Below are 21,501 nucleotides of genomic sequence, written 5' to 3'. Positions count from 1 at the left end.
CCGAGCGACGTCATGGCGTCATCCCGTAGAACGAGACTGGCAGGATCTGATCGCACAGGCGGCCGACCTGGACGAACCGGGCGCCGTGCGCCTGCACCTCGTCGATGACGAGGAGGTCGATCGGCAGCGCGCCCCAGCCGGTCACGTAGCCCCCGAGCGTCTTGCCCGCGTTCTTCGCGGTGAGCAGCACGAGGGGGTGCTCCGGGATCGGTCCGGCCCGGCGCAGCGCGCCGGCGATGCGCGCGCCGAGGCGCTTGAGGGTGGCCGCCGAGACGTCGTCGACGGCGATCTCCAGGCAGCCGCCGCGGGTGCTCCGGCGGAAGAGGTCCACGGCGTGATCGAGCTCGGCGTCGGAAGAGACCGGCGAGAGGCGCGCCAGGATGGGCAGGTCGCGCAGGGGCAAGCGCTCGGGGCGCGGGAGGAACAGCGTCGCGCCGGAGAGCTGGGTGGCGTGGCGCAGCAGGCCATACGCCGTCGCCCGGCCCATGCTGGCCGGCGTCGCCACCCGCGCGCTCAGCCGAGGTGAAGCGAGGATCGCGCGAGCGAGATCCACGCCGAGATCGCCGTGGTGAGCCGGCTCGAGCAGGGGGCACCCGGCCAGACCGGCGTAGATCAGCTCGCCAACGCCGCCGGAGAACGTGAGGGTGGGCGCCGCGATCCCCTCTGGCAGCGCGAAGGGCACCTGCACGTGGCGCGCTGCCGCGGGCGCGTCGAAGGCGTCGGCGCGCCCCGTGATCGCCGCCTCGAGCAGATCCACATAGAAGGCGACGACGGCCTCGGCCTCGGCCTGCGGGAGCACCTCGCCCGGGCCGCGGCGGAGCCCGAGGTGGTCGAAGGCGGCGAGGGCCTCGGGCGAGAGCGCGCGGAGGCGGCGCGAGCGCGGGTCGAGCGCGACGTGGCGCGCGCCCACGAGGAGGCAGCCGGTGCGCTGGACCTCGCCGGCCAGGCCGAGCGCGATGTTCGTGGTGCCGCCGCCGATGTCCAGGTTGACGAGGGGCTCGCCGGGGCGCGCGCGCGACAGGGGAGCGGCGCTGCCCATGAAAGCCACCCAGGACTCGAGGCAAGGGTCCTCGGCGACGGCGAGCAGCGCCTCGCCGACGCGCGCGCGGATCAGCGCCGCGAGCGCGTCGGCGTTCCTCCGGCGCGCGGCGAGGCCGGTGACGATCGCCCCGCCGCCGAAGAGGGCCCCGGGCGCCACGCCGGCCTCGGCGAGCCAGCGATCGAGGAGCGCCGCCGCGGCGTCGAGATCGAGCGCGTCGCCGGCGAAGGGCGTGAGCGCCATCTCCGATCGGTACCGCTCCTCCAGCGCGCCGAGCTCCACCCGGCCGCTGCCCGCGGCGCGCGTGAGCGTCGCCGAGGCGGCCACGGCGCAGCTCGTCGTGGAGCCGAAATCCAGGCCGAGCAGGGTGACCTGGGCGCCCATCACCGGACGGTCCTGATCTTCATGGCCAGGCCACCGTCCTACCGCACCGGCGCTCGGGCGTCGCTCCACGCCGGGGACGTCAGAGCACCCGCTCGGGCGCTGCTCGACGTCAGGGACGTCAGGGCACCCGCTCGGGCGCTGCTCGACGTCAGGGACGTCAGAGCACCCGCTCGAACGCGCCCTGCAGCGCGGCCCGGCCGCCGCGCTCGACGACGTCGCCGTGCGCCACCACGATGCGCTCCGGCTCCCACGCGAGCATCCGCTCCACCGACGCGCGCACCGCCGCGCGATCGCGCATCATCGAGCGCGCGATGCGCGACGGGCCGAACCTCCCGTAGGCGCCGTTGAGGCGCATGAAGAGGCGCGTCGGGAGGTGATCGCTCTGCGCGATGTGAAAGCAGAGATCCCAGACGAAGAGGGTCCTGCTCGGCCGGTGGAAGAAGACCACCTCCTCGAGCTTCGGCATCCCGCCGACCGCCGCCTGGTCGAGTTCCGTGGACCAGAGCGGGTCCGGCGCGCCGTCGAGCACGCCGGTGAACGTCACGTCAGGGCGCTTCTCGCGGAGCCCCCGTGCACCGTACAGCCGCGCCCCCGGGAACTGCCGCGCCGCCGGCGAAAGGCCGAGGTGGTGCAGCAGGTTCGGCGCCACGATCGCCCGCACCTCGCCGAGCGCGCGGATCTCGTCCGCCTCCCGCTCCACGCTCGGGAGCGGCGAGAAGAGCAGCAGCCCGCCGTCCTCGAGGCGCACGACCGGAGATCGCACGGGAAAACGGAGAAACCCCACCTTCAACGAGTCTTCCGCAACCCAGAGGGATTGATCGAGCCGTCGCAGCATGCTCCAATTGGTAAACCTGCTTGACCATTTAGTCAAGTAGCTTGACCATCATGAGCCAACACGACCTCGATCCCTGCGACGTCGCCGAGCTCGCGCGGCGCAAGCGCGCGAGCCTCGGGCAGCTCCTGCTCCGCTCGGCGCGGCTGCTCGACGAGCGTGCGGTGGCGCGCGTCGCCCGGCGCGGCGCGCCCGGGGTGCGCCGGGCGCACACGGCGCTCATGCCGTACATCGATCTCGAGGGCACGCGGCTGACGGACCTGGCGGAGCGCGCCGGCGTGACGAAGCAGGCGGTGGGTCAGGTCGTGGAAGAGCTCGAGGCGGCGGGCGTCGTGGAGCGGACGCCCGATCCGGACGACCGGCGGGCGAAGCGGGTGCGGTTCACGCCGCAGGGGCTGAAGACGCTCCTCCACGGGCTCGGGGTGCTGCACGAGCTGGAGGAGGAGCTCACGCGAGCCATGGGCCAGAAGCAGATGGCCTCGCTGAAGAAGGGGCTCACCGCGCTGCTCGCGGCGCTGGAAGCGCCGGAGGTCCCGGAGACGCCGCCTGAGGGCCGGTGAGCGCCGGCCCGGCGGGGCTCCGGGGAGCGTCGGCAGGGTGGGGCTCGAGGCCCAGCGCGTGCGGCAGGAGCCGCGCGATGTTGCGCGCGTCGTCGATGGCGCGGTGCTGCGTCCCCTGAAACGAGAGGCCGACCCGGCGCAGGGCCTGCCCCACGCCGAGCTCGCGCTCGGCGCCGAGGCGGCGGGCAAAGGCCCGCTTGAGGTTGAGGTGATCGCCGCCGAAGGGCAGCGCCACCCCGTGGCGGCGGGCGTCGCGCTCGATCTGGCGTTTGTCGTAGCCGCCCCAGGAGCAGAAGAGCGCCTGTTTTCCGCGCACCAGCTCTCTCAGCCGCGCCGCCGCCGCGGGGAATCGCGGCGCGGCGTCGACGTCGGCCTGACGGATGCTCGTCAGCCGCATGCAGAACGCCGAGAGGCGCGGGTGTCGGATCGGACGCACGAAGCACTGCAGCTCCGCGGCGGGCCGCAGGGTGCCGGCATCGACGAGCACGGCGCCGACCTCGATGATCTCCATCTCGTCGCGGGGGAAGGCGGGGTCGTCGCTGCAGGTCGCCTCGAGATCGATGACCAGGTAGTGAGTGAGGGAAGACATCGGCTCTCTCCTTGAATTCGTTGCGGGGAGTCTGCGGCCGAGATGGCCCGAGGACCCGGACACGATTCCGGACACGCCGCCCCCACGGGCTCGCCTACGGGCTTTTCCTGGGGGGATGAAGGGCTCTCCGGCGAGGAGCGGGCTTGCCTGCACGCACGCTGGATCGATCATCGCGCGCTCGAACGGACCATGGTTCAACCACGTAAGTCGCCGCGTCGCTCCACACGCAGCCGCTCAACCGAGCTCGCAACGAGGGCTTCCCCTGGCGGCGCCGCCGCGATAGGACAGCCCCGTGACACGCACCATCGCACGGTGGATACCCCTCCTCGCAGCGCTCTCCGCCGGGTGTGCCCCGGCGCCGACCCCCGCAGCCCCGACGGCCGAAGAGGTCACCGCGAAGAAGGCCGCCAGCATGGCGCTCACCGCGCTGCTGAACCGCAAGTTCGACGTCCAGGGCTGCGACGCCTCCGAGGCGCGCGTCGTCCAGGAGGCCGAGGCGCGCGCGGGCGCGCCCCAGGGCGAGCGCTGCGCCATCCTCGTCGCGCGCAGGAGCGACCGGACATGGCTCGTCGCCGTCCGCTCCTCGCTCTCGTCAGGCTCCGTCGGAGCGCAGGCGCTCGTGACCGTGCTCCCCGAGGCCGAAGGCGTCGGCGCCATCGAGTACACGCGCTGATCCGCGCGGCGGCCGCGCTCACCGCGCCGTGGCGACGAGGAACAACCTCCGGAACGGAAACGGCGTCTTCCCGTCCGCCGCCTTCGGATACGCCGCCGCCACCCGCCCGCCGTACTCCTCCAGGAACTCGGCCCGCTCCTGCGCATCGAGCGCCGCGAGCAGCGGCCGCAGCGCCGTCCCCTTGGTCCACTCGACGACCGGATTCGCGCCCTCGAGGACGTGCAGATACTCCGTCTCCCAGATCTCGATTCGCGCCGCGTGCGGCGCCAGCATCCCGTAATACGCCGTCGGCGCCGCGACAGGGCTCTCCCTCACCACCGCCGCCAGCTTGTCGCGGAAGCGAGGCAGCCGGCTCGCCTCCACCATCGCCGTGTGCGACGGCGCGCCGTGGTTCCTCGGCATCTGCACCGCCAGCACCCCGCCGGCCGTGAGCCGCCGGAGCAGCGCCGGGAACAGCGCCTGGTGGTCGTCAAGCCAGTGCAGCGCGGCGTTGCTGAAGATCAGCGCCGGCGGCGCAGACGGCGCGAAGCGCGCGATGTCGCCCTCGACGAACCGCGCCCCGGGCAGCGCGGCGCGCGCCTGCGCCAGCATGTCCGGAGAGCTGTCGACCCCGAGGATCCCCCGGCCAGGGAAGCGCTGCGCCGCGAGGCGGGTGATGTTGCCGGCCCCGCACCCGAGATCGACGATGTCGCCCGGCGCGGTGAGGTCGACCCGGCCGAGCAGGTCCATCGCAGGGCGCGCCCTCTGGTCCTCGAACTTCAGGTACTGCGCAGGATCCCAGTCCGCCATCGCGCCCTCCACCGGTCCAGCGCCGCAGAGCGTGAGCTCTCCGCCGCCGTTTCCTTCCCCTACTTCCAGCAGATCCGGGTGCGCCTGTCGATGCAGAAACCGAGGACGTTCCCGTCCTGCGCATCGTGCACGCGGTGATCAGCCTCCGCCCGGACCTGCGCGCGCCCTTCGTCGAGCAGCTCGGTCCGCGCGGCGGCCGCCTTCGTAAACGCTCCTCCTCAAGCGGCCCCGGCCGCTACCGCTCGCCGCGCGCGATGTGCGCGAGCAGCACGTCGGGAGCGATCGGCTTGACCAGGTGGGCGTCGCATCCGGCCTCCCTCGATCTGCGCAGATCGTCCAGCTGGCCGTAACCGGTGAACGCGATGATCTTCAGCTCCCTCGCGCCTGGCCAGCGCCGCATCCTCCGGGCGACCTCGTAGCCGTCCATCTCCGGCAGGCCGATGTCGAGCAGGACCACGTCGGGCGCGAAGCTGCGCGCCATCTCCAGGGCCGAGGCCCCGTCGTGCGCCAGCCCGATCGCGTGGCCAGCCTGCTCCAGGAGCAGCGCCAGGGCGAACGCGTGGTCGCGGTTGTCGTCCACGACGAGGACCCGCCGCGGACGCGCGCTCGGGGCCGGCTCGACGGCCTCCCCGGGCTCGGCCGCCGCCTCGACGGCCGGCAGGCGGACCGTGAACTCGCTGCCGCGGCCGTCGCCGTCGCTCACGGCCGAGACCGAGCCCCGGTGCATCTCGACGAGCCGCTTCACGAGCGTGAGCCCGAGCCCGAGCCCGCCGCGCGCGCGGTCGAGCGTCGGGTGCGCCTGCTCGAACAGGTCGAAGATCCGCGGCAGCATCTCCGCCGGGATGCCGACCCCGGTGTCCTTCACCCGGACCACGATCTCCGCCCCCTCCTGGCCCGCGGAGAGCCAGATGCGCCCGCCCTCGTGGGTGTACTTCGCGGCGTTCGTGAGGAGGTTGACGATCACCTGCTCCAGGCGCGCGGTGTCTCCGAACACCGGGAGCGGCCGCGGACCGACGTCGAGCGAGAGCTCGTGCTTCGAGGCGTCGATCAGCGGCGCGGCCGCCGCCACCGCCTGGCGGACGACGTCGCGGAGATCGAGCGGCGCCTGCTGCAGCGCGATCTTGCCGCGCGTGATCCGCGAGACGTCGAGCAGATCGTCGACCATGCGGCCGAGCTGGCACAGCTGCCGCTGCATGACCGACCGCGCCCACGCCCGCCGCGGCTCGGGGACCGAGGGCATCTGCGAGACGCTGAGCGAGAACTGGATGGCCGAGAGCGGGTTCCGGAGCTCGTGCGCCAGCATCGCGAGGAACTCGTCCTTGCGGCGATCAGCCTCCAGGAGCGCCTGCTCGGCCTGCTTGCGCGCGGTGATGTCATGGCAGGAGACGGCCACGCCGTCGCCGACCCTCACGGCCATGTTGCGCACCCACACGCGGTGCCCGCCGGCCGTGAGCTCGACCTCCGCGTCGTGCGGCTCGCCGGTCTCGACGGCGCGCGCGTAGCGCGGGAACATCGCCGCCCGCTGGTCGGGCATCACGTCGAGGAGCCTCCGCCCGACGAGCGCCTCCAGGGGTACGCAGTGGAGCCGCCCGGCCGCCGGGTTCGCGAAATCGAACAGGAAATCGACGATCTGGCCCCCGGCGTCGCGCACCGCCCGGAGCACGACGAACGCGTCGAGCGAGAGCTCCTGGGCCGCGCGGAAGCGCTCCTCGGTCCGGCGCCGGTCGGTGATATCGACGTTCATCCCGACCCACTCGCGCACGCGCCCCTCCGCATCGAGCAGCGGCACCGCCCGGACCTGCGTGCGCCGGTAGCTGCCGTCGGCGGCCCGGATCCGGTACTCCGTCTCGTAACGCGACTTCGTCTCGACCGCGTGTGTCCAGATCTGCCTCGTCCGCTCCCGGTCGTCCGGGTGAACGACGGCCAGCCACCCGTGGCCGAGCATGTCCGCGGGGCTCTGACCGGTGACGGAGCACCAGTGCGGCGAGTGCTGCTGCATGAGCCCGTCCGGGCTCGTCGTCCAGACGAACTCCGCGGCGGCCTCGATGAGGCCGCGGTAGCGGTCCTCGCTCCAGCGCCGCGCCTCTTCAGCCTGCTTGCGCTCGGTGATGTCCTTGACCACGCCGATCGTCCGCACCGGCTTGCCGCGCTCGTCCCTGATCACCGTGCCGCGCACCACCGCCCAGCGGACGCGGCCGTCCTTGCGGACGTAGCGCTTCTCGCTGCGCCACTCGAGGTGCCCGCCGTTCAGGGCCTGCACGCAGGTGGCGGTGTCCCGCGGGCGATCGTCAGGGTGCGTGAGGTCGGCGAAGGGGCGATCGAGGAGCTCGGCCTCGGAGTAGCCCGTCAGCTCGCAGAACGCCCGGTTGCACCCCACGATCCGCGCCGTCACCGGATCTCCCATGACGAGGGGCACGCCGGCGAGCTCGATCGCCTGGAGCAGGTCGCGCACGCTCACGAGGTCCGCGCAGATCCCGCTCGCGCCCGGGCGCATCCCCCCCAACCCGGCGCTCGCCCCCTCGGAGAGCGCTGCGCTCGCCGCGCCCTCCAGCTCTTCTTGAGTCGATATCACCCGCCCCCCGCGACGCCTCCCCCGAGACCGCCGGCCTGCGTGCCGGCCACCGGGCACGCGGCGTCGCAGCAAACGTAGGGCAACGGCGCGCCCCCGGCAGCTCGCGAATCGAGCCGGCTCGGCCCTTCACAGCGGCTCCGGCGCGACAGCGCCCTATGAACAGGAGTCGCCTCCCGCGCCCCCTCGATACGAGGCCTCTCACCGCGGCGCCTCTCGCGGAGCGGCGCGGGGCCGAGGGTCGCCCGCACCGACGAACCCCTCGACCGGCCGCGCGAGCGCGGGGTAGCATCGCGCCGCAATCCACCGATCACCGAGGAGCGCCGCGCGATCCGTCGCCGGCCGCACGCAAGACCCTATGAAGCTCGCCGTCATCTCAGGCAGTCACCGCAACGGCTCCGAATCGGGGAAGATCGCCCGCCACGTGCAGCAACAGCTGGCGTCGTCGGCCGACGTCTCCTCCACATACACGCTCGATCTCGCCGACAACCCGCTTCCGCTCTGGGACCCGGAGGTGTGGCAGCCGTCCGAGAAATGGGAGCGCGTCTGGTCCCCCATCTCCGCCGAGCTCAGAACGTCCGACGCCTTCGTGATCATCGCGCCGGAGTGGGGCGGAATGGTCCCCGCCGGACTGAAGAACTTCTTCCTCCTCTGCTCCCGGGGCGAGCTCGCGCACAAGCCCGCGCTCATCGTCGGGGTCTCCGCGAGCATGGGCGGCTCCTACCCGATCGCGGAGCTGCGCATGAGCAGCTACAAGAACACGTACCTCTGCTACATCCCCGACCACGTGATCGTGCGCAACGTCCGCAGCCTCCTGAACGACCCGGAGGCGCCGCAGTCCCCCGACGACGAGCGCATCCGCGAGCGGCTCCGCTACGCGCTGGGCATCCTCCTCCAGTACGGGAAAGCCCTGCAGCACGTCCGCGCCAGCGGCCTGGTCGATCTGGCCAAATACCCCTACGGGATGTGACGAGCGCCGGCGGCGAACACGCTAGTCTCGCCGGGTGCCGAAGATCCTCGTCATCGACGACCAGCCCGCCGTCTGCGTCGCGCTGACGACGCTGTTCGAGCTGCACGGGCACGAGGTCCGCGTCGCCGCCACGCCCGACGAGGCGATGGCGGCGGTGCTCGGCGACGAGCTCGGCGCCGTGGTCCAGGACATGAACTTCCGGCAGAGCGCCACCTCGGGCGAAGAGGGGATGGAGCTGCTCCGCCGGATCAAGGCCGTCGACCCCGAGCTGCCCGTCGTGGCCATGACGGCGTTCACGTCGATCGCGGGCGCTGTCGAGCTGATCAAGGCCGGGGCGAGCGACTACGTGCCCAAGCCGTGGGACGACCAGAAGCTCGTCGCCACCGTGGGCAACCTCGCGCGGCTGCGGGCGCTCGAGCAGGAGAACGCGCGCCTCCTCGCCCAGCGCGGGCGCGCGCGGCACCGGCTCGCCGAGCGCCACGACCTGGCCGGGCTCGTGTACGCGAGCGACGCGATGCACGAGGTCGTGAGCCTCGCCGTCAAGGTCGCGCCCGCCGACGTGCCCGTCCTCATCACCGGGCCGAACGGGACCGGGAAGGAGCTCCTCGCCACCATCGTCCAGGCCAACTCGCGGCGGCGGGACCGGCCGTTCGTCAAGGTGAACGCCGGGGCCCTCCCCGACGAGCTCGTCGAGGCGGAGCTGTTCGGCGCCGAGCCAGGGGCGTTCACCGGCGCGACCCGCCTCCGCGCCGGCCGCTTCGAGGAGGCCGACGGCGGCACCCTCTTCCTCGACGAGATCGGCACGCTGTCGCTGAACGGCCAGAAGAAGCTGCTGCGCGTCCTCCAGACCGGCGAGTACCAGCGGCTCGGGAGCAGCGTCACCCGCAAGGCCGACGTGCGCGTGCTGAGCGCGACCAACCGCGATCTCCCGCGGGCCATCGCCGAGGGGTCCTTCCGCGAGGACCTGTACTTCAGGCTCAACGTCATCGAATTGACCATCCCTGCGCTGCGCGATCGCCCCGAGGACATCGTGTCGATCGCGAGCCACCTGCTCGATCGCCTCGCCGCGCGCGCGGCGGGCGGCGAGCGGGTGACGCTCGGCCCGCGCGCGCGCCACGCCCTCGTCGAGCACGACTGGCCGGGCAACGTCCGCGAGCTCGAGAACCGGCTCACGCGCGCGGCGCTGGTGCGCAAGGGCGAGACGATCGAGCCGCACGATCTGGGGCTCGACGCGGCCGCGCGCCTCTCGCATGCCCCTGGGGCCGCGCCCGCTGCGCATGCCGCGCACGCCGCGTCCTCCGCGCCTTCCGCCCCCTCCGCCGAGCGCCTCGAGATCGAGCGCGCGCTCGTCGAGGCGCGCGGCGTCGTCGCCAAGGCCGCGGCGTCGCTCGGCCTGAGCCGGCAGGGGCTCTACCGGCGCATGGACCGGCTCGGGATCCATATCGAGCGGAAGCTCAAGTAGCGCGCTCGTCCGGCGGCGGCGGCAGGCGGCACTCCGCCTCGGCCCCGCCCCCCTCGCGGCGCCGCAGGGCGAGCGCGCCGCCGTGCGCTGTCGCGATCTCGCGGCAGAGCGCGAGGCCGAGCCCGCGGCCCTGCTGCTTCGTCGAGTAGAAGGGCAGGAGCGCCCTGCCCGGGGCGTCGTCGGGGAGCCCGTGGCCGCGGTCGGCCACCGTGAGCGCGAGCTCGCCGGTCGAGAGCCGCCGCACCGAGACCTCGATCTCGTCGGGCGGGCTCCCGGCCTCGACGGCGTTCTTGAGCAGGTTCAGGAGGAGCTGCTGGATCTGCGCTGGGTCGAAGAAGCCGGGCTCGTCCGGCGCGCCGCCGAGCGTGAAGGGCGCGAGCCCGCGCAGCCGCTCGAGGAAGGGGCGCCACGGGACCCGCTCGGGGGCGGGCGGCGGGAGGCGCGCGAGCTCGGCGTATGCGGCGAGGAAGCGGGCGAGGTGCGCGCTCCGCTCCTCGATGGTGTCGAAGACCACGCCGAGGCGCTCCCGCTGCTCCGGGCGATCGAGCAGGAGGCGGCCCGAGTGGAGGAGCGAGGAGATCGGCGCGAGGGAGTTGTTGAGCTCGTGGCTGATCAACCGGATCGCGTTCCTGTGGAGCTCCGCCTCCCGGCGCGAGATCTCGCGCGTGAGCGACCGGACCGAGACGAGGACGTGCGCCTGGGTGTTCAGGCGGAAGGCGCGGCGGGCGACGTACAGCGTCTCGAGCTCGCCCCGGCGCTCGACGGAGACGAGCGCGTCCCTCCCGGCGATCATCGCGGCGCGGAGCTCCTCGGGCTCCCCGGCGAGCAGCGCGGAGAGCGTCCTCTGGCCGATGCGCTCGCCCGCGGCGAAGAGGGCGCGCGCGGCGCCGTTGCCGTACACGATCCGGCCCGCCTCGTCGTGGAGCACCATCGCGACGGGCGTGGCGTCGAGCGCCGTCTCGAGCAGGAGCTCCTTCTGGTAGAGGTCGTCGCGCTGCGCCCGCAGGGCGTCTCCGAGGCGGTTGTGGCGCTCGACGAGATCCCCGAGCTCGTCCCGGCGGTGGTGCCGGACGCGCTGCGTGTAGTCGCCTTCGGCGAAGCTCGCGAGGCCGTCCATCACCGCGCGGAGCACGCCGAGCGCGCGCCCGAGCAAGAGGCGGGAGGCGAGCGCGCCGGCGACCAGCGCGAGCCCGAGCCCCGCGAGGGCGCACCCGGGCAACGACACCTGCGCCTGCGCAGCGACCAGGCTCCCGGCGCAGGCGGCGGCGGAGCTCAGGAACACCACCGCGGCGTGGCGTACCCGGAGCGGCGCGCGGATCGGCCTCATGATCGCGACGCCTCGGCGGGGGAGACGGCGCTCGCGCGGAGCGCGGGCAGGAGCGCCGCCGCCATGCCGGCGAGCCACACGGCCACGGCGACCAGGGCGGCCGCGCGTGGATCCAGCGGCAGATCGAGCTCGGGGGCGACCGCGCGCGCCGCGGCCCGGAGCCCGGCGAGGGCGGCGGCGCCCACGGCGAGGCCGGCGGTCGTGAGCAGCGCGTTCTCAACGAGGATGAGGCGCGCCACGTCGGCGCGGGTCGCGCCCAGGGCGCGGCGGATGCCGAGGGCCTGACGGCGCTCTGCCACGAGCAGCGACGCCATCCCGATGCGCCCCAGGAAGACGACGACGAGCATCATCCCGATCAGCGTGAGGGCGAGGGCGCCGGCGCCGCGGTTCGTGTGGGTGTCGAGCTCGGCGCCCTCGTCGAGCGCGCGCACGAGCACGACGCGCCGCGGATCGGCGCGCTCGAGCGCCTCGCGCACCCGTGCGCCGGCGTGGTCGTCGCCGTCGTCACCGTCGTCGCCGTCCGGTTCGATCCGGATCAGGTAGGAGAGCGTGCGGCCGAGCGGCGGCCCCTCGGCCGCGAAGAGCACGCTGTCGGCGTCGGGCCCCAGGGCGGCGCGGAACGGCGGCACGACGCCGACGATGGCGAGCGGCTTCTGCCGGGCGCTCCGGCGCACGATCTGCCCGATGGCGCGGCCGTCCGGGAAGAGGCGCGCCGCGAGCGCCTGCGTGACCACCGCGGGCGTCGACGCCGCGTCCGCGGCGTCCCCGGGGGTGAGCAGGCGCCCTTCGAGCGGGGCCAGGCCGAGGACGGCCGCGACGCCGCCGCGGTCGTCCAGCATCCACGCGAGCGCGCTCGGACCGCCCGGGGAGGTCGCCTCGACGAGCTCCCGGTGGGTGATGTTGAACGGCGCCGAGCTCGCCTCCGCGGCGCCGCGGACGCCGAGGACGCGCGCGAGGGCCTCGGTGTCGCGGCGGACCGCGGCCTCGCGCTCGCCTCGGGACGCGAAGCTCGGGCCGTCGCGCTCCGTCATGGCGAGGAGCAGCGACCGCGTGTCGATGCCGCGCGGCGCGGCGGCCGCGCGGGCGTAGTGGAGGGCGAGCCCCGAGGCGTGGACGGCGACGGCGAAGCCGAAGGCGGTCTCGAGCACCATCAGGAGCGCGGGGATCTTCTGGCGGGCGAGCGCCCTGACGATGGGGCCGATCACGAGCGCCGGAGCCCTTTGGCCGGGGGTTGCCTCGCCGCGCGCCACGCCGGGTACCCGCCGGCGAGGAGGCCGAGGACGAGCGCGGCAGCGACCGTCGCGGCCGAGCTCCGCGCGTCCAGGTGGTAGTCGATCGGCCGGAGGTGGATGACGCGGTTGACGAGGGCGAGCGCGGCCACGGCGACGCCGAGGGCGAGCGCGGCGCTGCCGGCGGCCACGAGCATCGCCTCGAGCAGGAGCTCGAGGAAGACGGCGCGGGAGCTCGCCCCGAACGCGCGGTAGATGGCGATCTCGGCGCGCTTCGCGCGGAATTTCCCCTCGAGGAGCCGCGCGGCGTTGAGGGTGCAGGCCCCGAGGAGCACGTCGGCGAGCAGGGCGAAGAGCGTCGTGCCCGGGTCGTCCACGCGGAGCGCGTGCACGCGCTCGCGCGGCACGAGCTCGGCCCCGAGGACGCGCCTGCCCCGCGCGCGCTCGCGGGCCACGTGGGCGTCGAGCTCGGCCTGGAACGCGGCCCGACGGGCCTCGTCGGGGAGCTCGACCAGGAGCTCCAGCCAGCCGTTGTCGGAGGCCGCGAGCGCGTCGAAGCTGCCGCTCGGGTCCTCGCGCTCGTGGATCAGCGGCGGCCGGACGCCGAGCGCGATGCCCACGGCGCTCGGCGCGAACACGATCGGATGGAGCGAGGCGCGCGTGCCGGGAGGGGCCGGGATGGCGACGACGCCGGCGACCCGGAAAGACGCTCCGAACAGCCGCAGCGTGCGCCCGAGGCCGCTCGCTCCGCCGAACAGCGTGCGCTCGGCCGCCTCGGTGAGCACGACCGGGCGATCCTCCCCGGCGCCCTCCGCCGGCGACCAGAGCGCCCCGCTCCGGACCGGAATCCCGAACATCCCGAACAGATCGTGGGCACAGAAGGCCACCACGACCGGAACGAGCGGACCGCCGTCGGCGCTGCCGGCGGCCATGGCGGCGAAGAGGTCGGTCTTGCGCGAGGGATGGGGGCTCCCGAGGAGGACGCGATCGCGCAGGCTCGGGGGATGGATCGCGCCCGGCGCCACGGGCGCGCCGCCCTCGTGCGGGACGGAGACGAGGTAGACCCCGCGCGCGGACGCCAGCGGGTCGGACGTGCTCTCGTGGAGGACCGCGCGCGCCGCCGTCCACACCGCGAGGCCGAGCGTGAACGCCAGCAGCACGATCGCTGTATGGCCCGGCTGCCGACCGAGGCTCCTCCGGGCCAGCCAGAGCGCGTGGCCGAACATCATCCGCGGCTCGCCGCCGTCGCCGGCGCCTCCGCGCGCGCGCCGGGGTCCGAGGGCGCCCACGGATCGATGAGCTTGCCGTCGAGCACGTGGACCCTGCGGCGCGCCCGCGCCGCGAGCTCGGGGTCGTGCGTGGTCATGACGATCGTCGTGCCGCCGGCGTGGATGCGCTCGAGCAGATCGAGGATCTGCCGCGCCGAGCGGGAGTCGAGGTTGCCGGTGGGCTCGTCGGCCAGGAGGAGCGAGGGCTCGCCGACCAGCGCGCGCGCGATCGCGACGCGCTGCTGCTGGCCGCCCGAGAGCTCGCTCGGCCGGTGGTGGAGCCGCGCGCTCAGGCCGACGTCCTCGAGCGCGCGCAAGGCGCGCTCGCGCCGCGCACGCGCGCCCATGCCGCGGACCCGCAGCGGCACGTCGACGTTGTCGAGCACGTCGAGGTCGGCGATGAGCTGGAAGCTCTGGAACACGAAGCCGATCTTCCGGTTCCGGATCGCGCTCGCGGGCGCGTCCGAGAGCCCCTGCATCGGCTCGCCGTCGAGCAGGTACTCGCCCCCGTCGAACGGATCGAGGAGCCCTGCGACGTTGAGGAACGTCGTCTTTCCGGAGCCGGAGGGGCCCATCACGGCGAGGAACTCGCCGCGCGCGACGTGCAGCGTGAGCCCGGCGAGCGCGTGGGTCTCGAACAGGCCGCGCCGGTAGACCTTGGTGACGTTCGTCATCCGTATCATGTCGGCCTCTTTGGCAGGAAATGCAGGTACTTTATCTTCACGGCCATGGGCCAGATAGCTACCGTCGTCGCGTGAAGCGGCTCCCTGCATCGAAATCCGCTCCCTGGGCCACCCCGCGCGCGCATCGCCATGGACCGACGCGCAGGATCGTGGCCGTGGCCTACGACGGCGCGAGCGCCATCGACGTGGTGGGGCCCACCGACGTATTCGCCTTGGCCTCGGACATCGCCAGCAGGAAGGTGCCCGGCGCTCCACCCGCCTATGCGGTCGAGATCGCCGCCGTGAACGGCGGCGTGATCCGGACGGTGTCGGGGGCGCAGATCGTCGCCCACAAGGCGCTCGCGGATCTGGCGCCCGGCATCGATACGGTGCTGGTCGCCGGGGGTGAGACCCGTGAAGCGACGCGGGATGCCCGGCTGCTCGCCTGGCTCCGCGCGACGACGCCCGAGGTGCGGCGCATGGGCTCCGTCTGCACGGGCGCCTTCCTCCTCGCCGCCGCGGGGCTGCTCACGGGGCGCCGCGCGGCCACCCACTGGCATTCAGCGGCCGCGCTCGCGCGCGAGTTTCCCGGCGTCGAGGTCGACTCCGACGCGATCTTCGTGCGGTCCGGGAAGATCTACACGTCGGCGGGCATGACAGCGGGCATCGACCTCGCGCTCTCGATGGTGGAAGAGGATCTCGGATACGACATGGCGCTCCAGGTGGCGCGGGGGCTCGTGGTGTTCCTCAAGCGCCCGGGTGGACAGTCCCAGTTCAGCCGCCCGCTCCTCGCGCAGACGGTCGCCACGGGCCCGCTGCAGGGCGTGATCGACTGGATCCTCCGGCACCTCGACGCCGATCTGCGCGTCGAGGTGCTGGCGGAGAGGGCCGGGATGAGCCCGCGCAACTTCGCGCGGACGTTCACCCAGGCCATGCGGATGACCCCCGCGAAGTTCGTCGAGGCGGCGCGCCTGGAGCAGGCGCGCTCCTGCCTCGAGGGGGGTCGAGCGTCGATGAAGCAGCTCGCGCGCGACTGCGGCTTCGGCACGGACGAGCGGATGCGGCGCGCGTTCCAGCGCACCCTGCAGGTCACGCCGGAGGACTACCGGAGGCGCTTCGGTCGAACGTGAGCGGACGCCCGGCGCTCGGCCGGGCGCCGTCGACGCTCGCCGGATGGTTCGGACGCGGCCGCGCGCGACGAGGCGCGCCGGGGCCCCGCGCCTGCGTGTCCTGAAAGCAGGGGACGATGTCCTTTCGGCCCCCGCCGGCGTGGCGCACAGTCGGGTCCACGAAGCGCGTTCCGCCGCGCTCGTGAGAGCCAGGCGCGAGGCCGCGTCGAGGCGGAGCTCCGCCATCGAGGCGATCATCGGCAGATGAAGCGATGAAAGGGTTCAGGGACGAAAGATGACGGACGCATACGATATCAAGCTGCCAGATCCTCAGCCGCCGCTCCAGGTCGGCATGGTGCTTTATCCAGGGCTCACGGCGCTGGATCTGATCGGTCCTCAAAGCGTGCTGACCGCTCACGCGACGACCCATCTGCTCTGGAAGACGCGCGACCTCGTCATGTCTGACTCGGGGGTTCCCATCCAGCCGACGGCGACCTTCAGCGACTGTCCGGACGATCTGGACATCCTGTTCGTGCCAGGCGGCATGGGCACGCCCGACGCCATGGTGGATCAGGAGATCCTTCGGTTCTTGAGGGATCGAGGCGCGCGATCCAGGTACGTGACCTCCGTGTGCACGGGATCGCTCGTCCTTGCCGCGGCGGGTTTGATGCAAGGATACAAGGCCACGACGCACTGGTCCACGCGCCACATCCTGGAGGCGTTCGGCGTGGAGTGTGTCCGGGCGCGCGTCGTGGTCGATCGCAACCGGATCTCGGGCGGCGGGGTGACAGCAGGCATCGATTTCGGGCTGACGCTGCTGGCGCTGCTCCGCGGAGACGATGCCGCGAAGCTGACGCAGCTCATGCTGGAATACGACCCCGCCCCGCCCTTCAACGCGGGGGTGCCCGAAGCTGCGGGCCCCGAGCTGACGGAGCGCATCTTGAGCGTCCTCGATCCGTACGATCAGCAGATGCGGAGGATCGTTGCGGAGAGGAGCAGCAGAGCGAGCTGAAGCCGACTGCGCGCGCAGCCGCGACGCCGTGTCGATGCCCCTCAGAGAGCGCATGAATCTGGACAGGCCAGGACTCTCTGAAATTGAGAGGCTGTTGCATTCGGGTTGCCCCGACGCGCTCGCCTGCTCGCGAAGCGGCTCGTCCGCCTCGAGGTCGCGCCGCGCCGACGGCGCCGATCGCTCCGGTGCGCTATAGGGTGTCGTCGCGGATGAAGCAGCAGCAGGAGCAGCTGTGGCTCGACGACTTCATCGGAGGGCTCCCCCTCCCCGTCCTCGTGCTGAGCCCGGCTGGGGTCGCGACCCACGAGAACCCGGCGTATCGAGCGAGGTTCGGCCCGAGCGCCGACGAGCGCAGCGAGATCGCGTCCGCGCTGCGGGGCGGGCACTCCTCGGCGCTTCGCGCGGCGCTCGACGGCGTCTCGCGCGCCGTGCCGCTCGGCTCGATCAGCGGCGCGCCGTTCACCGGGCACTATTTCCCGATCCGCGACGCTTCAGGCGCCGTGGCGTTCGTCGGGATCCTGTTCGTCGAGGAGCGCGCCGCTCCGGTGCCGGCCGCTCCAGCGCTGACCTCCGAGGCCCACGACATCCCGGAGGTCGAGCGGAGCCTTCGCCGCATCCTCGACATGATGCCGCAGCTCGTCTGGTCCACGCGGCCTGACGGCTATCACGACTTCTACAACCGCCGCTGGTACGACTATACCGGCGAGACGCCCGACGCCACGCACGGCGCCGGCTGGAACGACCAGCTGCACCCGGACGATCAGCAGCGCGCCTGGGAGCGGTGGAAGCGCTCCGTCGAGACGGGGGAAGACTACCAGATCGAGTACCGCTTCCGGCGCGCCGACGGCGCATACCGCTGGTTCCTGGGCCGCGCGCTGCCGACGCGCGACGAGGCAGGGCGCATCCTCCGCTGGTTCGGCACCTGCACCGACGTCGACGATCAGAAGCGCCTCGAGCAGCAGCGCGCCGAGGTCCTGGCGCAGGCCGAGGAGACCAGCCGGCTGAAGGACGAGTTCCTCGCGATCGTCTCGCACGAGCTCCGCACGCCCCTGACCGCCATCCTCGGGTGGGCGCGCATGCAGCGCTCGCGGCCGGAGCTCGCGCCCAAGGCGATGGAGGTCATCGAGCGCAACGCCGAGGCGCAGGCCAGGCTCATCGAGGAGATCCTCGAGAGCTCACGCATCGTGACCGGGAAGATCCGCCTCTACCCCAGGAACGCGAGCGTGAACGAGCTCGTCCGCACCGCGGTCGACGCCATCCGGCCGGCCGCCGACGCGAAGGCCATCGGGCTCCAGGTCCGGCTCGATCCCGGTGTCGGGGACATCGTCTGCGATCCCGATCGGCTCCAGCAGGTGGTCACGAATCTGCTGGTCAACGCCGTGAAGTTCACGCCGGGCGGCGGGCACGTCGGACTCCAGACGGCGCTCCGCCCAGGCGCCGTCGAGGTGACGGTGACGGATACCGGAAAAGGCATTTCGGCCACCTTTCTTCCGTACGTGTTCGAGCGGTTCCGTCAGGCAGAGGCGGCCACCACGCGGCAGCACGGCGGACTCGGTCTCGGGCTGGCGATCGTCAAATACCTCGTCGAGATCCACGGCGGCACCGTCCGCGCGCGGAGCGACGGCGAGGGGAAAGGGGCGTCCTTCTGCGTGAGTTTGCCGGTGCGGGCCGTGGCCCTGGCGGCGAGAGAGCGCTCCGAGATCCCGTCCGGGATCGAGCGTCCCTCGGTCGGGACGATCACCCGGCTCGACGGGCTGCGTGTGCTCGTCGTCGACGACGAGCCGGACGCGCGGGAGCTCGTCACCATGGTGCTGCGCGAGGCAGGCGCCCAGGCGGACGAGACGGGCTCGGCCTCGGCCGCGCTGGAGATGATGAGTCGCGCTCGGCCCGACGTGCTCGTCAGCGACATCGCCATGCCGAAGCAGGATGGCTACGCCCTCCTTCGCGAGCTCCGATCCCGCGCTCCGGACCTCGGCGGCTGCGTGCCGGCGCTGGCGCTCACCGCGTTCGCCCGGCCCGAGGACATCGTTCAGGCCCGCGACGCCGGGTTCCAGCTCCACCTCGCCAAGCCGGTCCAGCCGGGTGAGCTCGTGGCGGCTGTCCATCGGCTCGCGCGCAAAGGCGCCTGATACGAACCAGGCGTGAAGGACGAGATACCCGGCTCGTCCCCCGCAAGAAACCGGCGCCGGACCGCGAGCGCACGACACCTGTCCGCCTCCGCCGCGGACACCTGTCCGGACGCGGACACGCGCCCTCGCGCGCCGACCGCCGATTGCGGCCAATCCCTTTCGGGCACGCCCGCTGCTTGGGCGCCCCGCATGCGTCTTCTCATCCACTTCGTTTTGCCCTCCGCCGCGGCGCTCCTCCTCGGCTGTTCCCCCGAGGCGTCGCCGGGCGCGAGCACCCCGACATTCCACAGGGACATCGAGCCGCTGCTCCAGAAGAGCTGCCTCGGCTGCCACGCGCAGGGCGGGACCGCGCCGGTGAGCCTGGCCTCGTACGAGAGCGCGAAGGCGCTCGCGCCGATCATCGCCGACGAGACCGAAGCGCGGCGGATGCCGCCGTGGGGCGCGCTGCCGACCGACGAGTGCGCGCCCCCTCGCCCGTTCCGGGGGGACCTGCACCTCTCCCTCGACGAGATCGCCCTGCTCCGCGCCTGGAGCGACGCCGGCGCGCCCGAGGGGGATCCCGCGGACGCTCCGGCCCCCACCACCCCCGTCGCGGCGGGCCTGTCGCGAACGGACCTCGAGCTCTCGCCCAAAGCCCCCTTCGCCGCTGCGGAGGGCTCCGACAGCTTCCGCTGCTTCGTCCTCGATCCGGGGCTCACGGAGCAGGCGTGGGTCCAGGGCTACGACGTGCTGCCGGGGAACCGCGCCGTCGTGCACCACGCGCTGCTCTTCATCGACGTGAACCGCGAGAGCGAGGCGCTCGGCGGCGAGAGCGGCAGCTACGAGTGCTTCGGCGACGCGCGCCTCTCCGAGCCGTCGCTGCTCGGCGCCTGGGCGCCGGGCACGCAGGCGTTCGAGCTGCCGCCGGACATCGGCATCTCGGTGCCGGCGAACGCGCTGCTCGTGATGCAGGTGCACTACCACCCGAAGCCCGGCGAGAAGCCCTCGCCCGACGCGACCCGGGTCGCGCTCCGCCTCATGGACGAGAAGCCGAGCCGCGCGCTCTCGCACCTGATGCTCGGCAACGCCGAGGCGCCGTTCCGGGACGGCACCGGGCTCCTGCCCGGGCCGGGCGACCGCGGGAGCGTCGAGTTCCGGATCCCGGCCGGCGCCCGGGGGCACGTGGAGCGGATGCGGTACACCATCGACTTCCCGATCCCCGAGATCTCGATCTACGGCGCCGGCGTCCACATGCACCGGGCCGGCGTCGATCTCAAGGTCGACCAGATCCGCGCCGATCCGCGGGGCGAGGAGGCCGACCGCGAGTGCCTCGTCCAGACGCCCGCGTGGGACTACAACTGGCAGCGGCTCTACAGCTACGACGCGCCGATCGACGAGCTGCCCACGCTGCGGTCGGGCGACACGATCGAGCTCCGCTGCACGTACGACAACTCCACGGAGAACCCGGCGCTCGCGGCGCAGCTCATCGAGGAGCGCCTGCCCGCGCCGCAGGACATCGTCCTCGGCGAGTCGACGCTCGACGAGATGTGCGTGGCGTTCCTGCCTGTCGTCCACCCGAACCTCTGAGGAGACGCCGATGCCTTCGAACCATTGTCACGCACTGTTCGGTCTCGGCGCGCTCCTGCTCGCCGCGTGCTCTTCACCGCCGAGCGCCGCCCCGCCCGGGCGCACGGAGCCGCACGAGGACCTCTGCCCGGAAGGCTTCGCCGATTGCGACGGCGACAGCGACAACGGCTGCGAGGTCGCCCTGCTCACGAGCGTCGAGAGCTGCGGCGCGTGCGGCGCGCGCTGCGCGGGCGGCGACGGCGCGACGGCGCTCTGCTCCGCGGGCGCCTGCACCCTCGCGTGCGACGCCGGGCGAGCCGACTGCGACGGCGACGGCAGCAACGGCTGCGAGGTCCTCGTCACGGAGGATCCGCGCCATTGCGGGGCCTGCGGCGTGACCTGCGCCGACGCTTGCTGGAACGGCACCTGCGACGCCGCCGTGCTCGCCGGTGAGCTCCGGCTGCCCACGTTCCTCAGGATGGACGCGACCGGGCTCTACTGGACGAACCAGGGCTCGGGCGACCCGCCGGACGGCAGCGTCATGCGGCTCGATCCGGGCGGCGGGACGCCGGCGGCGCTGGCGGCCGAGCAGGAGCTCCCGGGCCCGCTCGCGCTCGGCGAGGCCACTGTGTACTTCGCGCACGCGCGCGGCCTCGCGGCCGTCCCGAAGGCCGGCGGCGAGGTGACCGAGCTCGCGCCCGACGCCCGCGGCGTCACGGCGCTCGCGGTCGACCAGGGCGCGCTCTACTGGGTCGAGGCGGGGACGCCGCCGGCGTTCGAGGACGGCGGGCTGTTCATGCTGCCGCTCGGCCCCGAGCCAGGCGCGGCGAAGGTGATGCTCGCGGCCATCCCGGGCGTCGCGAGCGGGGTGGCGCTCGACGCCGGCCACGTGTACGTGACCGCGCAGCGCGCCGACGCGGCCGGCGGCGCGATCTTCCGGGTGGCGCGCGACGCGGCGCCGCCGAGCGCGCCGGAGCGGCTGCACGAGGCGCTGGTCGCCCCGCGCGGGCTCGAGGCGCGCGGCGGCGCCCTCTGGCTCATCGAGGGGCGCGGCATCGCCACGTTCTCGCCCGGGGGCCCGCTGCGCACGGTCGTCCAGGATCTGCCGCAGATCCCCGCGCAGCTCGCGTTCGACGACGCGCGCGTCTTCTGGACGACCGCGCGGGAGGCCGACGGCCAGGTGCAGAGCGCGCGGCTCGACGGGAGCGATCTCGCGACGCACGCGCGCAACCTGAGCTACCCGTGGGGCATCGCCGTCGACGGGACGAACGTCTACTTCAGCCTCGCGTGGAACGGCGGGCCCGCGACGGGGGCGCTGGTGCGCAGGCCGAAGGGCCCGTGACCGCGCTCTCC

General features: G+C 73.3%; 18 protein-coding genes. 9 read left to right on the top strand and 9 right to left on the bottom strand.

Translation table 11 applies throughout. From position 1 onward, the window contains the following. Positions 1–10: 10 nt before the first annotated feature. The gene (locus tag WMF14_RS47460; RefSeq protein ID WP_437797432.1) at positions 11–1,423 is read right to left on the bottom strand and encodes an ethanolamine ammonia-lyase reactivating factor EutA; all 1,413 of its coding nucleotides are present in this window, start codon (positions 1,421–1,423) and stop codon (positions 11–13) included. A 157-nt stretch (positions 1,424–1,580) separates the two neighbouring features. Beyond that, on the bottom strand, positions 1,581–2,258 hold the full coding sequence (locus tag WMF14_RS47455) for a DUF4336 domain-containing protein (RefSeq protein ID WP_437797430.1): 678 nt from the start codon (positions 2,256–2,258) through the stop codon (positions 1,581–1,583). 50 nt (positions 2,259–2,308) lie between these two features. On the opposite strand from WMF14_RS47455, the gene WMF14_RS47450 reads away from it, so the two are divergent. After that, entirely contained in the window at positions 2,309–2,815 is a 507-nt protein-coding gene (locus WMF14_RS47450; RefSeq protein ID WP_437797428.1) for a MarR family winged helix-turn-helix transcriptional regulator, read from the top strand. Here the strand turns inward: WMF14_RS47450 and WMF14_RS47445 are convergent. Further along, positions 2,751–3,404, bottom strand: coding sequence for an exonuclease domain-containing protein (locus tag WMF14_RS47445; RefSeq protein WP_437797426.1), 654 nt, complete (start codon positions 3,402–3,404; stop codon positions 2,751–2,753). The two genes, WMF14_RS47450 and WMF14_RS47445, sit on opposite strands and share 65 nt — an antisense overlap. Positions 3,405–3,696: 292 nt before the next feature. Here WMF14_RS47445 and WMF14_RS47440 point away from each other — a divergent pair, with 292 nt between their 5' ends. Continuing rightward, positions 3,697–4,077, top strand: a complete 381-nt coding sequence (locus WMF14_RS47440; protein ID WP_437797424.1) for a hypothetical protein — start codon at positions 3,697–3,699, stop codon at positions 4,075–4,077. Between the two features lie 18 nt (positions 4,078–4,095). Here the strand turns inward: WMF14_RS47440 and tam are convergent, their stop codons facing one another. Together tam and WMF14_RS47430 are read right to left on the bottom strand one after the other, a co-directional pair. Next, the gene (gene tam / locus WMF14_RS47435; protein WP_437797422.1) at positions 4,096–4,866 is read right to left on the bottom strand and encodes a trans-aconitate 2-methyltransferase; all 771 of its coding nucleotides are present in this window, start codon (positions 4,864–4,866) and stop codon (positions 4,096–4,098) included. 235 nt (positions 4,867–5,101) lie between these two features. Then, entirely contained in the window at positions 5,102–7,438 is a 2,337-nt protein-coding gene (locus WMF14_RS47430) for a PAS domain S-box protein (protein ID WP_437797420.1), read from the bottom strand. Between the two features lie 355 nt (positions 7,439–7,793). On the opposite strand from WMF14_RS47430, the gene WMF14_RS47425 reads away from it, so the two are divergent. Together WMF14_RS47425 and WMF14_RS47420 are read left to right on the top strand one after the other, a co-directional pair. Continuing rightward, positions 7,794–8,405 (top strand): NADPH-dependent FMN reductase, encoded by a 612-nt coding sequence (locus WMF14_RS47425; RefSeq protein WP_437797418.1) that lies wholly within the window; start codon positions 7,794–7,796, stop codon positions 8,403–8,405. Positions 8,406–8,439: 34 nt separating this feature from the next. After that, positions 8,440–9,867 carry a sigma-54-dependent transcriptional regulator gene (locus WMF14_RS47420; protein WP_437797416.1) on the top strand — a complete coding sequence of 476 codons (1,428 nt, stop codon included), beginning with the start codon at positions 8,440–8,442 and terminating at the stop codon, positions 9,865–9,867. Here the strand turns inward: WMF14_RS47420 and WMF14_RS47415 are convergent. From WMF14_RS47415 to WMF14_RS47400, 4 genes are read right to left on the bottom strand one after another with little or no spacing between them, the layout of a single operon-like run. Further along, entirely contained in the window at positions 9,860–11,194 is a 1,335-nt protein-coding gene (locus WMF14_RS47415; RefSeq protein ID WP_437797414.1) for a sensor histidine kinase, read from the bottom strand. The two genes, WMF14_RS47420 and WMF14_RS47415, sit on opposite strands and share 8 nt — an antisense overlap. Next, positions 11,191–12,399, bottom strand: a complete 1,209-nt coding sequence (locus WMF14_RS47410; protein ID WP_437797412.1) for an FtsX-like permease family protein — start codon at positions 12,397–12,399, stop codon at positions 11,191–11,193. Before WMF14_RS47410 ends, WMF14_RS47415 begins: the two co-directional genes overlap by 4 nt. Continuing rightward, a complete protein-coding gene (locus tag WMF14_RS47405; RefSeq protein WP_437797410.1) occupies positions 12,396–13,712 on the bottom strand; it encodes an FtsX-like permease family protein in 1,317 nt (438 codons plus the stop codon). The genes WMF14_RS47410 and WMF14_RS47405 overlap by 4 nt, the downstream gene beginning before the upstream one ends. Continuing rightward, positions 13,649–14,374: an ABC transporter ATP-binding protein gene (locus WMF14_RS47400; RefSeq protein WP_437797408.1), complete on the bottom strand. Its 726-nt coding sequence runs from the start codon at positions 14,372–14,374 to the stop codon at positions 13,649–13,651. Before WMF14_RS47400 ends, WMF14_RS47405 begins: the two co-directional genes overlap by 64 nt. Before the next feature lie 155 nt (positions 14,375–14,529). On the opposite strand from WMF14_RS47400, the gene WMF14_RS47395 reads away from it, so the two are divergent. The 5 genes from WMF14_RS47395 (at position 14,530) to WMF14_RS47375 (ending at position 21,490) form a co-directional block, all read left to right on the top strand. After that, positions 14,530–15,483 carry a GlxA family transcriptional regulator gene (locus WMF14_RS47395; protein ID WP_373372228.1) on the top strand — a complete coding sequence of 318 codons (954 nt, stop codon included), beginning with the start codon at positions 14,530–14,532 and terminating at the stop codon, positions 15,481–15,483. Between the two features lie 274 nt (positions 15,484–15,757). Beyond that, positions 15,758–16,474, top strand: a complete 717-nt coding sequence (locus WMF14_RS47390; RefSeq protein ID WP_437797405.1) for a DJ-1/PfpI family protein — start codon at positions 15,758–15,760, stop codon at positions 16,472–16,474. 209 nt (positions 16,475–16,683) lie between these two features. Further along, a complete protein-coding gene (locus tag WMF14_RS47385; RefSeq protein WP_437797403.1) occupies positions 16,684–18,603 on the top strand; it encodes an ATP-binding protein in 1,920 nt (639 codons plus the stop codon). 189 nt (positions 18,604–18,792) lie between these two features. Further along, the gene (locus WMF14_RS47380) at positions 18,793–20,169 is read left to right on the top strand and encodes a hypothetical protein (RefSeq protein ID WP_437797401.1); all 1,377 of its coding nucleotides are present in this window, start codon (positions 18,793–18,795) and stop codon (positions 20,167–20,169) included. Between the two features lie 10 nt (positions 20,170–20,179). Then, positions 20,180–21,490, top strand: coding sequence for a hypothetical protein (locus WMF14_RS47375; protein ID WP_437797399.1), 1,311 nt, complete (start codon positions 20,180–20,182; stop codon positions 21,488–21,490). The last annotated feature ends 11 nt before the right edge of the window (positions 21,491–21,501 follow it).

This window comes from Sorangium sp. So ce693, assembly GCF_051521375.1.
In the GTDB taxonomy this organism is placed as follows: domain Bacteria; phylum Myxococcota_A; class Polyangia; order Polyangiales; family Polyangiaceae; genus Sorangium; species Sorangium atrum.
The sequence above is the reverse complement of the archived record's forward strand: the minus strand, read 5'-3'. Positions and strand labels throughout refer to the sequence as shown.

Excerpts from the sequence above, each read along its gene's own strand:
- WMF14_RS47460 (WP_437797432.1), bottom strand. The coding sequence starts at position 1,423 with ATGGGCGCCCAGGTCACCCTGCTCGGCCTGGATTTCGGCTCCACGACG.
- WMF14_RS47455 (WP_437797430.1), bottom strand. The coding sequence starts at position 2,258 with ATGCTGCGACGGCTCGATCAATCCCTCTGGGTTGCGGAAGACTCGTTG.
- WMF14_RS47450 (WP_437797428.1), top strand. The coding sequence starts at position 2,309 with ATGAGCCAACACGACCTCGATCCCTGCGACGTCGCCGAGCTCGCGCGG.
- WMF14_RS47445 (WP_437797426.1), bottom strand. The coding sequence starts at position 3,404 with ATGTCTTCCCTCACTCACTACCTGGTCATCGATCTCGAGGCGACCTGC.
- tam (WP_437797422.1), bottom strand. The coding sequence starts at position 4,866 with ATGGCGGACTGGGATCCTGCGCAGTACCTGAAGTTCGAGGACCAGAGG.
- WMF14_RS47425 (WP_437797418.1), top strand. The coding sequence starts at position 7,794 with ATGAAGCTCGCCGTCATCTCAGGCAGTCACCGCAACGGCTCCGAATCG.
- WMF14_RS47415 (WP_437797414.1), bottom strand. The coding sequence starts at position 11,194 with ATGAGGCCGATCCGCGCGCCGCTCCGGGTACGCCACGCCGCGGTGGTG.
- WMF14_RS47400 (WP_437797408.1), bottom strand. The coding sequence starts at position 14,374 with ATGATACGGATGACGAACGTCACCAAGGTCTACCGGCGCGGCCTGTTC.
- WMF14_RS47390 (WP_437797405.1), top strand. The coding sequence starts at position 15,758 with ATGACGGACGCATACGATATCAAGCTGCCAGATCCTCAGCCGCCGCTC.
- WMF14_RS47385 (WP_437797403.1), top strand. The coding sequence starts at position 16,684 with ATGAAGCAGCAGCAGGAGCAGCTGTGGCTCGACGACTTCATCGGAGGG.
- WMF14_RS47380 (WP_437797401.1), top strand. The coding sequence starts at position 18,793 with ATGCGTCTTCTCATCCACTTCGTTTTGCCCTCCGCCGCGGCGCTCCTC.
- WMF14_RS47375 (WP_437797399.1), top strand. The coding sequence starts at position 20,180 with ATGCCTTCGAACCATTGTCACGCACTGTTCGGTCTCGGCGCGCTCCTG.